This is a genomic window from Candidatus Cyrtobacter comes (assembly GCF_034470605.1).
In the GTDB taxonomy this organism is placed as follows: domain Bacteria; phylum Pseudomonadota; class Alphaproteobacteria; order Rickettsiales; family Midichloriaceae; genus Cyrtobacter; species Cyrtobacter comes.
The window spans coordinates 13527-27639 of the sequence record NZ_JARGYT010000005.1 but is presented as its reverse complement, the minus strand read 5'-3'; the positions used below and the strand labels follow the sequence as shown (position 1 = coordinate 27639).

Sequence of the window (14113 nt, the reverse complement as noted above, 5' to 3'; positions counted from 1 at the left end):
TGAAGTTCTATAAAACGTAGCTTTTTTAACACCGATTAATCAACTTCTCTCCTTCTAATTCCTTTCATTTTACTCTCTTTTCAGACTTACTATATCTTACACTTCTGCTCAATACCATAACAGTGTCGCAAGAGGTCTAATGAATATTCAAATAATACACAGATGGAATAACTGTGTAAAAGGAAGCTGAGAGCAAATTATATATTTCTATTTTAGAAAGCTATATACATATATTCAAAAAAAGACTGGCAAAATTGGCTTGATAAGAATAGAGATAAGATTGTTGCACATTATAGCTAAAGCGTTATTAAATAGCATTAACCTTGCAAATACTTTAATGATCATTAGTTTAAGTTTAAGTTTAAGTTTAAGTTTAATAAAATTACTTTTTATGTAATAATTTTATACTGCTTCAGCATTATATAGAAAATAGATCCGCTGGATCTGCAAACGAACTACAAGTAAAGCATCATAATATCAGAATTATAGCTACAGATGGCAATTACAGTTATAACAAAATAATACCAAAGAGAATTAAGCATATATAATGATTTAAGCTGAACTAGCATAGGCGCGATATTATTACATGTTCATCTACGCCGCCTCAAATAAAACAGCTATTAGTAGATAAAGCTGCTTGATAGAAGCTAAAAACTCGAATCTAAGGAACATGCCTAGCTCGATTAACTAAAAACCCTTCTTCTAAACGCCACACGAATGTTTCTATGTGGAGATTTAGGATTCAGCGGCCATCTGACAATGAGATCTAGTAACCCTTAATTTTAGTTTCACACGAGGCTTTAACCCTAGCGTGTGAATCACTACCAGCTCAGAAAGGCGCAAGCAATGATTCACAACCCATTATTAAGAGGGTATTTATTTAAGATTTGACTGGCATAAATCAATTAAGGCGCCCTACTTTTCTTACTAGCAGGCTCTTCTTCTTTAGAGCTGTCTTGACGACTTAGTACTCTTTTTAATGAAGGTTGCCCATCTGGTCTTACCTTTTTTACAAAAGTTGAACCGGGTTTCTCTTGAGAATCACGCGGCTCTTCAGTACCTGTAACACCAAGTGGAGCGAATCTTGGATCATGGCTTGAGCATTGTATTGCCGCTGCTGCTGCTGGTGCCGCTGCTAGGAACTGCTCTTGTATATGTTGCATATCATTATCTTCATTATATTCTATTTGTGATATCGTCCTAAATGGGTCTTGGTTTCTTGATTTCTGTGCATCATCTCTTTCTTGCTTGTGTAAATCATCTGAATTACCATGAGGTATATTAAGATCATCACCCTTTAATGTCTCTCTAAAATCTTCTAGAATCTTCCTTAACTCTTCAGCAGATTTAGCCCCGTAAGCACGACCTATGAAATTAATTAATTTATCAATAGAAGATTTAAACTCTTTCATTATGCATATGTCGTTTTGGTCTCTAACTGCAGATTTGAGATTATCTGCCAACTCAATAATTTCAGCTCCAATATTCAATGTAACGCCATTTATATTGACCATATAGTCATTAAGCTCGTTTTTGATATTCGATATAACTTCATCAAACATCCTAAAAAATTCATCTTTTGGTAGTACATTCATCTGCAAACGTATTAAGTTTATAGAGCTCATAATCATTAAAAATATAGCGTCAGCATTTTTTTTTCGCGTTACTGATTCAACAACATCTTCTATCCCAGATTGTATTTCGTCAATATCTATTTTTAATGTAAATGAAATAACATCACGAAATATATCTAAATCACTAGCTATACGATTTGCTAATTTAGATACATTATCTAGTACGGTAGTAATTTTGGAAATTGCACCCTCCATACTATACATATCCATCTTAGATATGCCATCAATATCCGGTTGAAGATTTTTTAATAAATTATCCAATTCAATAAGCCGCTCATTCATAGTAGCATCAAGAAACTCAATATATTTTGTTATTTGAGATTTTCTTTCTATAATTCTGCTCGATTCTTTACGGTTATTAAGATCCTCAAGACCACTTTGTAATTCAGGTCTTACTTTATCTATTAATAATTCATTAACTGCTTGGTGATATTGCACAAATTGAGACATGAATTGTTCTATTAAATTAGAAATTTTTTGTACCTGTAATTTACTGGCAAAATTATACTCTCTTTGTTCAAAAAAAGTTCCTAATTTTTCTGCATATACTACACCCTCACTTCTATCGTAGTATGTTGTGTACATATTATAATAGAGCACCAGCATTGCCGCGCATAATCTGTTAAAATCCACCTCTGAATTAATATGCCCCTCCCTAATCAATTTTTTTATATTATCCTGCATAACTGTAAGTGGTGTTATATTTATCTCTATCCCCTCAATGATATTGACATGATCATCTATTAATCTGTTGGCAAGATTAAAAATATCTTTTTCCATTTTGATCTTCTCTTCTTTCATCCTCTCCTCTACTGTTTCCGTAATTTTTTTCTCCAAATCATGGCCAGTAGCACTATTTTGCAACATCAGTGTCCTAACCTCGGATCTTATCTCTTCTTCTCGTTTTTTAAAAGCCACTTGGAATTTCTCTCCATTTTTATTAAGCTGATCAAGCATTTTGGCTCTAATAAAGCTTAGCGCCTGGCTTCTAGCAATTAATTCCTTAACCCGATCTTCTTTTGTAGTACAAAATGGCGTCAAGATTGAAGTTATAGTAGATGATATAGACCCACCACTTCTGGTATTATCTTTTTCTAAACCATACACATAAACACCTTTTGGTAATTGCTCTGGATCCATTTTACTAAAGTATCCTGATAAACACATTCTCTCATGCTCTTCTAACAAACTCCAAAATTTATCAAACATCAATTCACGAAATAAGTCAGTTGTAATACCAAGATTATCTAAATATTCGATCTGTCGATCTTTTACGTATATCTGATCAGGAGAAAACACATATTTTCCCCCTATGCTTGGTATATAAGCTACTGCGGATATAATATTGCGCATAAAGCCTTCAAGACAAAAAACTTTGTTATCATTCTTCTCTCTTGTAGCCATTATTATTCCCTCAAATGCATTCTTCTTTTCTTCAGCAGTGCATTTTGTATCTATAGTGTGATAAAGCAATGCTAAAAGTGTACGGCCGCTATATTCTATTCCATCATAAGTTACTTTATAGTTGATTACTTCTGAACCTCTAAGTCTTCTCATACCAGCTTCGGTATGTGTTATTTTTAGCATTTCTGCGGCTCTATTTTTTTCCAATTTTTCAATTTTTTCTGCATCAGAATCTTGATTAGTGACAAGACCGCTTTCCATAAGCTCTTTTCGCTCTTTTTCATCAATTTTACCGCAACTTAATAAAGTTATCCAGTGATCTATCTTCTTAATATGAGCTTCATATTCTCGGCCCATGTGACCAGCAACTTCCTCTAAAACCTTTTCAAATACTTTATACTTCTGATCAACATCAAATGTCTTTAGATTTATACCACTCTCTTGAAGACACTGAAGCATTCCTTGCACGCTGCTACGAACTGCATGGGTTACCTCCGTATAATGTACAGATTGCGTGCCTTCATGAATACCTTCCTGAAATTTGCGTCTAGCATCTTCGGCAATTAGCGGTGGCACACCATATGCATCGAGCCGCCCCAATATCTTAATCTCATTTGGACAGTTTTCGTCAAAAAACTCTCTTAAATTTGTGACCTTATTATCAAAGGAAATGTTAACACATGCAAAATTCATTTTCCCATCTTTATTGATTTTAGGGTCATCCTTGAGAATCCTCGTAATAATAGCACACATTGAGTTATATCTATTCTCGCATACAATGAAGCGTGCATTAGCGACCCTAATGGCACTTTGATCATTAGTCCTCATTGCCTCGTCTAGTGCAACCATTGCGTCATTGTATGCTTTGCGCGCAATTTTCGTTTCTTCACATGCACAAAATAGCGGAGTTTTCTTCTCATTATTAAGCTGATTAAGATCTGCAGAATTAGACATAAGAAATTCTAAAGCGGCTAATGCTCCATTCTTCACGGCAATATGTAGTGGTGTATCACCATCTGAATTTTTTTCATTTAGCTTCTTTTTATCTGTACTACCATCAAATGGATGGATAAGCATAAATCTATTAAAGTTATTAAGGCACGCTCCTATGTGCAAGAAATTATCACCATTTGGAAGTTCCTCACCAAGCTTACCACCTTTGCTCCGAATTAGCATAATAGTATTATCACTACATCCACTTACTAATGCCTCATGTAGTAAAGTACGTTTAGATTTTGGGTTAACTGAGTTAGGATCTTCGCCGTTTTCTAATGCAAATTTTAAGATTGCTTCTCTAGTTGGGCTCTCTACCGCAATTTGTGCAATTGTGCTACCAGCAACAGTTACTGGGTCATTTATTTTAAATATTCCATTTTCAATAAAAAGCTTGAGTGTCTTTGTAAAATCTGCAACTGAGATTTGATTAGGGACCTTATCATCAATTCGTTGTAAGAGGATAGTTATTTCTGAGTCTACATTAGGCTTGACAGATATAATTGGTTTAGTATCACAATTCACAAGCATCTCTATAAATTCCAGATTACCACTGCGCACCGCTACATTAAAGCATTCTCTTATGAATGATGCTAATGCTTCAGTATTACCATTAAGCTTCCTTTGCTCATATAAGAAAATTTTCTTGCTAATAGAGTTCCCATTATTTCTCATGATCGCAAAGTATAGGCATGTATTTGTTACTTTACCAGTTTTTAACAAGTATTCTGCTAACTCGATATTAGATTTCTGTATTGCTAAACATAGAGTGGTTCCCACACCCCAACCAGGCATAGAAAATACATCTTGATTAACTTTGACTACATCAATAGGTACTGCTAATTTATTCATATCAGCCCCAAGCTCTATAAGCTTTTTAACAAAATCTACACTTGCATCACATGATGCTGCAAACTGCAAAGCAGTTAAGCTGCATGTGATGTCTTTAGCAATTTTCGTAGAAATAACTACAGTATTGATATCAAAACCAATCCCAATAAGCTTCTGCACAATTTGGATATCTTGATGTTGGATTGCATAACGCATATAATGAGCGCGCACATCAATATTTTTAGGAAAGCGCTCCAATAAGAGATCTAATACCTCTTTATTTTTTGCAATGCTGGCAATATGCCGAAGCACTTGCTCACCATAATACTTGATAATTAAGCTTATAGCTTGCTTGTCTTTCAGTGTATTGGTAAGATACTCTATAAATTGCACTTCTTCATCATTGATCTTCAATTTAAATACTAGATCCAATTTAGATCCGTGAGCCTTTACCTCCTCCATAATTACATTTAACATATCGGCGATAGCGGCAGGTTCTTGCGCTGCATAATGCATAAATTCTCCAACATTAATTACAGAGCCAGCCTGATAATTGCTGAGCGATTTCTTTACTAAAAATCTAAAAAAGGTTGTAAAATTCTTATCCTTAATTGCCTGCAACAATGGGTTTTGTGCCGTTTCAATATGTTGAAAAACCGCTAAATCTTGCTGTTTTTGCGCCATATTTGGTGCATCTACAGTTGTCAAAAATGGAAAGCTCACAACTCCAAAGATAGGATTAAGAATACTTAAATCACTAATACCAAATTTTGAAGCAGTACAAATCGAGCCTATAAATTGATATAATATATTGTTATGATTTGAAATATCGTTCTGATCATATTTTTCGATAATTTTTTCTATTAATTCTTGGGATTGCAAAAAGACAGCTATATCCATGATCATTCTCAGAGTATCACATATTGAATACACTTCACTCTTGAGCCTGGAGGTGTGACCGTATTTATAGTCTCCCAACACCACTTGATTTAATACCTTATTACCGTATTTCTCTTTGTATTGGTAGATTACCTGCATTTCTCTTACTAATTTTTCCAAATCATTTTGATCTAAAAAATCAATAAATCTTTTACAGATTTGGTCCTTCATACTATTGATTCGCTCCTTATTATCATTGAGTGACTGGGCATCTTGAGCACTATCAATTAAAACTCTATCTATCTTATGGATCTTTTCTATAATTTCATAAAATGAAATTATGTCTTTTGTATTTTGAAACTCTATCAGATATAACTTTTTTTCCAGCTCTCTAACGAATTTTATATGCTGGGAGGTTAGCATATTGAGCTCATCTGCCACCTTAATTAAAGCATATAACTCCTCTGCATTATTTATACGACCTATAGAGTTAATCGCAATTTGTAAGAACCTTTCTTTCGCCTCCGTAGAATCAACATGATTCAATATCTTTATAGTACTCAAACAACTATATTCACCACGACTTGCAAAATCATAAACACGCTCCATAGCGTGCATTATTTCTTTTTCATATCTATTATCTAAAAACACATGATAATAACCAGGTACTGTGTTTTTATATGACACACATTTCTCAAAAATCTGATATAACAACCCTGGGTCAGTTATTGTTGTGGCTCTATTAAATAACCATAGAATAGCTTTGTCATATTTGCCTGATTTGTCTAAATCTTTGTTATTTTTATAAAGTTCCAACACTTCCAGTAATGGTATGATATCATTATCATTTATAGGCTCGTTACCATCCATATATCGCCCCAGAAGTTCATTTGTTCTACTTACTAAAGATCCAACCAACGCATGCTCGTTTATGAGCCTAGTATTCAGCTTCATTAATATACTTGGGTCAGATTTATTAATTGATTCTTTTAACTTTTCAATAACTACTGGCTCTACTTTTTTTATCTTATCCCTAAACTCCCTCATAGCATTCCTGGTACAATTATCTAAATTACGCTGAGATTCTAGCTTTAAAAAATCTAATACATCTAGTAATAACATTGGGTCATTAACTTTTTGCAATAACAACTCAAATATCTTAAAATCTAATTCTTTTTTGCACTTTGCTTTGACGATCTTGATAAGTTCTTTATGATTAGGATTAGCCCCTAACTCAAATAATGCTGCAACAATTTTTATAGTAAATTCTTCTTGATTACTCATATTTTCTAGTATATTCATCAGCGCAGAGTTGGCGCCATTATCTAGTGTTTCGCCTACATTAGCACCAGCTTCACCTAAAAACTCTGTCAACATAGGTCCGCTAATCAACATTAGCTCATTTAGAGATACCATCTGTCCATTTACATTTATTATTCTCCCCCCATCTCTCACATCAATACACCTATCATCTCCTACAAAAAGTTTTCTAGCTAATTCCTCTGCTTTTTTTGCTTGTTGCTCATTAAGCATACCAAATGACTCGTAGCGATCGCTCATTGAAAGCATTATACTACTAGCAACTTGTTTACCCTGCTGCTCAAAAACCTTATTGTTATTCAAGCTTCGAAGTAGCAAAAAACATGCCTTTATGAAATCATTTGCTCTGATTATATCATCTTCTACCCCGCGCACACTCAACCAAACTGTTGACTTAATATAAGCTTGTGGTCCAAACTTAGACAACATTTCTATATCTTCTTTTGGTGATACTTTACCACTGGTTAATAAATCCATAGCCATATCATAATTTTTACATCCCACGGCACATATAAAGATCGCCCTATCATCCAACTTATTGCTAGCCTTTATCTTTTCAAGAAGGCTATTATTAGCTTTGAGAACTGCAAATTGTAATAAAGTGACAGTCTGATCTTCATATGTAAACTTCTGTGTATGATTAATTTCACAATTCCTCCACTCAAAAAGCTCCTCCCATTCATTAACTCCTTTCTCAAAAATAACAGAGAATGGTGTTCTTTGACTATTGTCATAGGAATATTCACGATTTACAATGAGAGGGCAATATTTTATTAATAGCTTTAAAACTGAAATATTCTCATTAAGTATAGCCAAACCGATTAGAGGGACATTTCTCTTATTGTTTCCCTTAGTATATTGAGCATTATTTTTCGTAACAATATCCATTATTTCACCTGCATTCATAGTACTAAGAATGCCTTCTAATAATTTATGCTTGTCATTATTCACAATACACTCTTTAATTTTCTTAATTTTTGTCTCTAAAGATAGCCCTTGCCCATCTTCCATTGCACTAGCTTTTCTTTTTGGCATAAAACTAATTCCTTCATATAAAACAACATATTGATGCTATAACTATTCGAATAGTAAAACAATCTAAAGTTGTATACCAGATAGAGGTGTAGAGATTTTTAAATTATCACTTTAATCAAGTAGAATATGAGTATAAGTGATATCTGATCTTGAAATTAATATACAAGGTCAAGTATCTATAAGCAGCATTGCAGTGGATTGCAGACAGCTTATCATTACACAGCACAAAAATGATAAAAAATTGAAGAAACTGTTGCTAAATTACATAAACAAAGTACTTTTATTCCAGTGTTGCAAGATTGTATTGGCTTGTTGGATAAGCTTAAAGTTGCAAATCAAACTGATTAATTAAAGCTTTGCAGGATCAATTATTCTTTCTACCAGTTCTTCATCGTCATAATACTTGATTTTTTTAGATACAATAGGCTGTTCTTTATCTAGTAAAATTATTTGTGAGTCTTGGGACAGGCTCATAATTTGTTGCCACGATAGTAATTCTTTGCCTTCATTTTTATCTATACATAAAGAAGATATGTATTCTGCTGTTTTAGGATCATTGGACGCAAAAAACACTTTAAAGTGACAATCAGCAATAATACTAGATGATCCCATTTTCCCATAAAGCTCTTCAATTTGCTGAATATCCGAAGAAATAGTGAGTAATCTTACCTTATAACCCCTAAAATATGCGAATGCATATTTATTCAACTTACCTAAGGTACAAAATTCATCTAATATAATAGTAACACCGCCGTTTTCTTCTAAAAACCCAAGAGATTCTGCGGATTTCACTAATCTTTCAAAGGCATGATTGTAAAATAAACGCATTAGAGGTTTTAGTCTGTCTATATAAGTAGGGCTTAAGCCAACATATATTGTTATTTTGCTATTTTTTAATGACGCAATATCAAAATCTGATTCAGAAGTTGCATAATCTACAAAAGGATTTGTCCATAAATATAATGATGCCCTTAAATGTTCAATTGCATCTTTTTTTGTTTCTTGAGATTGACTTAAAAATCCAGTAAGTATTTCAGCGCAATATTTATTATTTGATACATCAATTTTTTTAAGGCCATCAGATAATTCTTGTTCTAAGTTACCATTAATCATCTTAGCAATTGCACCTATTGTTTTTTTTGCATCAGTAGCTACGAGATACAGCGCTAAACCCACAAATAAAATTTTACTAGTTTCACTAGCATCAATTAACAAATCAGCTATCTTTTGAAGATCATTTATTCGTTTTTTTATATCCTCACTAATAAAATCAAGCGGGTTATACCTGTGTGTTTTGTATTCCAAACTTAGCGGGCTAAAAACAAAAATCTTATGCCCAATAGATTCCCTGTATCCACTTGTAAGTTTGTAGTTTTCTAATTTTATATCATGAACAATACATGATTCCTCTAATGTTAAGAGGGTAGGAAGTACAAATGCCACACCTTTCCCCGAACCATGTGGCGCTAACAATAGAATATGTTGATACCCTTTTGCTTTATATACTATTCCATCTTTACCTTTGCCAAGTGTTATTGAATTTGCGTAGGGCATTTTAACGTATGTTAATGAAAAAAAGATACTATTTCAGAGTACAAATAATTCTTTACAATGATCAAGAATATTTCAATCAAGAATTAGCCTGACTATTAAAAGTACCAAATTCTCATTATTTTTCAATGAGTTCATTAAACTTTCTTGTTTTTATTGTTCAATAATTTCCCAAAGGATCACTTGATTATGGAATGTTTTGAATCCTTCAAAAAGCCCTTTATCTAAAATTTTACCCAGCTACTCTAACATAAAATTCTCTCTAAAATAAATTCACATCTTTGCTAAGCTCTTTTGGCAGCCCAAAGAGCTCAAAACTATTGTATACCCTAAAATGTTTACCAGGCATGAAGACGAATCGCCTAACTTGATTTAAATTATCAATTTGGCACCTTCTCTTTCAGTGTCAATCCTACTAGTCTTACAGGCGCCTCTGTACCATCCTTGATTTTGATGGGAAGGACCATAACAAAGCTACCTGTAGGCGGCATACTATCTAAATTTGCCACATTTTCTATGATTATCTTCTCGCCACCTAAAAAGGTTTTATGAACTTTAAACCCATCCTCCGGGCGATCCGGTGAAAGTGTATCAATGCCAAGGGCGCTCACTCCTCGTGCAACTAAGAGTTCTGCAGCTTCAGAGGATACGGATGGAAATACATGGTTGTTATGATACCTCAAAGGCTCGTCCCAAAATTTGCTCCAACCAGTTTGAACCATCACGCATGCACCTTTAGCTATAGAGCCAAAGTTGCGTTCAAAATCCGCAACATCTTGTGTGCTCAAGCTATAGCGCTCATGGCATTTATCAGATATATCAATCACAACACAAGGCAGCATTAAATCATTTACATCAAAATCATGAATGAATTTCCCACCAGGAATATAATGACTGGGCGCATCCATATGAGTACCGATCCCAGCATGCATTTTGACTTTCATGACACGGAATTTATACTCACCTTTAAAATCAGAATAATCCATATGTACATCATGATTAAACCCACACCCACCATTCCAGGTAGGGATAGTGCTATTAAGTGTGTGCGTTAAGTCGATAAGTTTGTAAATCATATACTACCTCCTCAATTCTCTAACAATACCTTAAGCAATTGGCCAAGAGATTCCTGATCTTCCAAAATTTCTGCTGGTACTTTCCAATAAGACATTTGAATAGTTTTACCATTTTTTTCATACGATAAAGGTTCCAGATTTAATTCAGGAAAGAATTTAGATATTGTATGCTTATATTTGAAATACAACTCCTGCTTTACAGTAATAGCAAAAATTTTATTATTAATATAAAGTCCATATCCTCCAAATAGCTTACGTGCTTTAACTTGGTATAAAGGGCTTAATATATCTATTACATAATCTATGAAACCATTCTGTGACATCTTATACTCGATTAAATTTTCTTCGTAAAACACATTACTAGATTATCATCAAGTGACTAGCTAGTATTGTGGCAATTATAAATAAAATGCTCAAACACATCGTTTGGATCAGATTCATGACCATCAGGATCATTAAATAGCATTTCTGTATAGCCATTTTTGAGATAGAATGTTAAACTATTTTTCCTGGATTCAGCATGAATGCTTTTAATACCTAAACTTTTCAGCCACCTTTCTATAAGGGCAAAAAACCTGCTGCCAGTTTTGATTTTGCTTATTCTCATCAATGGCAATAATACGAATTGCCGCTCTTTGATCTGGCTAAAACTGAATATTGGTATAACCAATAATCTCCATACCTTGATACAAAACCAAATGAGCTAATAATTTACAAAAATTCATTCATAACTCTTTCTCCATAATAAACAACTGGAATGAGGTGTTTCTTGATTGATTTTTTGTGTCAGAAAATTGATTCAATTACCATTAGAGATGCAGCAGTGCGTCTAATCATCTCTCATACTTATCGCCAAGCGATTAAAAGTATTCATCAACGAAATACAGATTGTAATATCTACAATTTCTCTTTCACTAAAATACTTTGAAAGTTCTGTATGCAGAACCTTCTTATTTCCATCAAGCTTAGTTAAAGATTCTGCCCATTTTAAAGCCTCTTTTTCAGCATCAGAAAATAAATTAGATGAAGCAAACCTAGATAGAGTGTCAATTTTATCTTTGTTAATCCCTAATTTTACTGCTTCATTTGTGTGTAGGTGGCAGCAATATGCACAACCATTGATCTGAGATACACGCAGCTCTATGAGTGCTTTTAAATCCGCTGCTAGAGGCGATTCATGCAAACTCTTATATCCTGCATATAAATGGCTAATTGTATCTTTTGAAATTTTCGTATAATCCATAATTTATCCCCTATATTAAAATCGTTAATTCTCTTATGTCTTATATCATAAAATCACATAATTTTTACATTTCAAAGGTTTTTATACAATTCGCATTTGGCGAGGAGTTCGTTGTAAGCTCCATCTTTTACAATTTTGCCTTTATCAAAAACTAGGATGCGATAAATGTGAGGCAAGGTCGATAAGTGGTATCGATTGTAGCTTTGTTTTGCATCAGCTCCAATAAAGATTCTTGAATTAGGCTTAAAATTACATTGGCTTGTTGCAATAGATAAGTCTGAAAATAAGGTCTAGATTTTTCTGATAGAAATGGATTCTGATACATATTTTCAAGCTAACGCGAATAAATCCTGAAGCTCACTTATAGAAACGAATTATTGATAAGGTGGTATAGCTGATCTTGAATAATTTTGGGGTATCGGTAATGTTTGATACTCTTTCATATTCTCGAAGATTGACTATGACAAAAATAATAGAGAGCAGCTATATGACTTTATTTTCTCCATTAATAACAATCTTTTTTGTTATACTACTTGGTGTATTTTGTTATAAAAAACAACTAGTCAACAAAATACAAATAGATGGATTTGAATTGTTATTATTCAAGATCATAGTTCCATCCTACTTGTTTACCGCCACTTATAAAAATGACTTATCTGCATTGTTAAATACGGGGTACATTGCAGCATATTTGTTAACGTTTGGAGTTTTGACCATTATCGTTACGGCACTTTTTATTAAGAGCTTATCAACCATATCCATTTGCATAAAGATCTTAGCAGCTTCTTATGTGAATTCTGCGATATATGCATTGCCGGTCATTACCATTTTACTCAAAGATCCTACCGCAGCCATTATTGGAAATATTGTTCAGGTTATAATTATACAACCCATTTTCATCATATTTCTCAATATATTAAAACATAAAGAAAAATCATTGATCAAAAAAATCCTTAGTATTACTACTACTCCGCTTATCATTATGCCGATAATAGGAACATCGCTTAATTACCTGCAGATCACATTACCTACTCCCATAGTAGATGCAATATCCCAAATTGGAAGTGGCGCATCTGGCATTGCTCTATTTGCATTCGGACTAACTTTAGGCGCAACAAAGATTACTGCACAATGTTTGAAGTTTGATTTGCTAAGCGTTGTATTCGCAAAGAACCTTATTCATCCATTCATTGCGATCTGTATTGCATACTGCCTGAATCTGGAAAGCTATTGGTTTAATTCTTTGATTATATCTGCTTCCGCGCCTACTGCATTTGTGGTTTACCTGATTTCTAAACAATTTTCTACAGAAGAAGAATTAGTCAAGAAAGCTGTTGCTCTTAGCTCTGTGGTAGCAACGATATCTCTTGTATTTATAACTATGGTAATTGTGTAATGCTTTGTGAAAAATAAAAGTTACCTATCTTTAAATCATTATTAAGTAAATATGGAGAGATTGCTAAAGAACGAACAATGATAATAAGTGCTTGTAAAATAATAAGAACAATGAATGCATAATCATATCTAAGGGCTTAGAATATCGCCTTGTCTTTCTATTAAATCTAGCTAAGGATTAATTTTACATGCAAAATTCATTACAAGAAGTATAAGGATTTATAATAAAATAGAGTATTTAATCACATCAATCGCATTTGAAAAGCGAGCGTATCATTCGGCGGCAGAAACTTGCTTGATAAAATCTTATAATTCCTTATTAATGCATTATTTAGCTAGATTTAACAGAAAAACGCTATTCTAAGGCATGAGATTCCATACTATTCAATAGATTAGGTAAATCTAAGATATCATCTATATTTTGTTACCGAATGATAACAGTAAGTGCGTATTGCTGTTTGTGCCGCAATATGATATCGTGACACCGTGCTTGCTTTTATTAGCCCAAATGAATAAAATGTGCACTGTTAAGTTTGGTGATTTCTACTGCATCTTAACTAAAGGGATTGTATGGTCATATAGCCCATGTATAAATGTGGACTCTAGTTGCACGAATATTGAGGTATATCTATCACATGGTTTCCCAGATACATCATATAAACGCTTAGATGATATGTACCTGTATTTATACAATGAAGATCCATTTTATCTTAGTGGTTCGGAATATAAAATTAAGAATAATATACACGTGT

General features: G+C 33.3%; 7 protein-coding genes. 1 reads left to right on the top strand and 6 read right to left on the bottom strand.

The window, feature by feature from the left end:
- Nucleotides 1-905 precede the first annotated feature (905 nt).
- The 6 genes from Cyrtocomes_RS00870 to Cyrtocomes_RS00845 form a co-directional block, all read right to left on the bottom strand.
- Nucleotides 906-8096 (bottom strand): ankyrin repeat domain-containing protein, encoded by a 7191-nt coding sequence (locus Cyrtocomes_RS00870; RefSeq protein WP_322497327.1) that lies wholly within the window; start codon nt 8094-8096, stop codon nt 906-908.
- Nucleotides 8097-8444: 348 nt separating this feature from the next.
- On the bottom strand, nt 8445-9650 hold the full coding sequence (locus Cyrtocomes_RS00865) for a type IV secretory system conjugative DNA transfer family protein (protein WP_322497326.1): 1206 nt from the start codon (nt 9648-9650) through the stop codon (nt 8445-8447).
- A 377-nt stretch (nt 9651-10027) separates the two neighbouring features.
- Entirely contained in the window at nt 10028-10723 is a 696-nt protein-coding gene (locus Cyrtocomes_RS00860; protein ID WP_322497325.1) for a cyclase family protein, read from the bottom strand.
- An 11-nt stretch (nt 10724-10734) separates the two neighbouring features.
- Nucleotides 10735-11046, bottom strand: a complete 312-nt coding sequence (locus Cyrtocomes_RS00855; RefSeq protein WP_322497324.1) for a TfoX/Sxy family protein — start codon at nt 11044-11046, stop codon at nt 10735-10737.
- Between the two features lie 56 nt (nt 11047-11102).
- Nucleotides 11103-11330 (bottom strand): GNAT family N-acetyltransferase, encoded by a 228-nt coding sequence (locus Cyrtocomes_RS00850; protein WP_322497323.1) that lies wholly within the window; start codon nt 11328-11330, stop codon nt 11103-11105.
- A 222-nt stretch (nt 11331-11552) separates the two neighbouring features.
- Complete coding sequence (locus tag Cyrtocomes_RS00845; protein WP_322497322.1) at nt 11553-11966, bottom strand: carboxymuconolactone decarboxylase family protein; 414 nt, start codon at nt 11964-11966, stop codon at nt 11553-11555.
- A 424-nt stretch (nt 11967-12390) separates the two neighbouring features.
- Between Cyrtocomes_RS00845 and Cyrtocomes_RS00840 the strand changes: the two genes are divergently transcribed.
- Complete coding sequence (locus Cyrtocomes_RS00840) at nt 12391-13362, top strand: AEC family transporter (RefSeq protein WP_322497321.1); 972 nt, start codon at nt 12391-12393, stop codon at nt 13360-13362.
- Nucleotides 13363-14113: the final 751 nt, after the last annotated feature.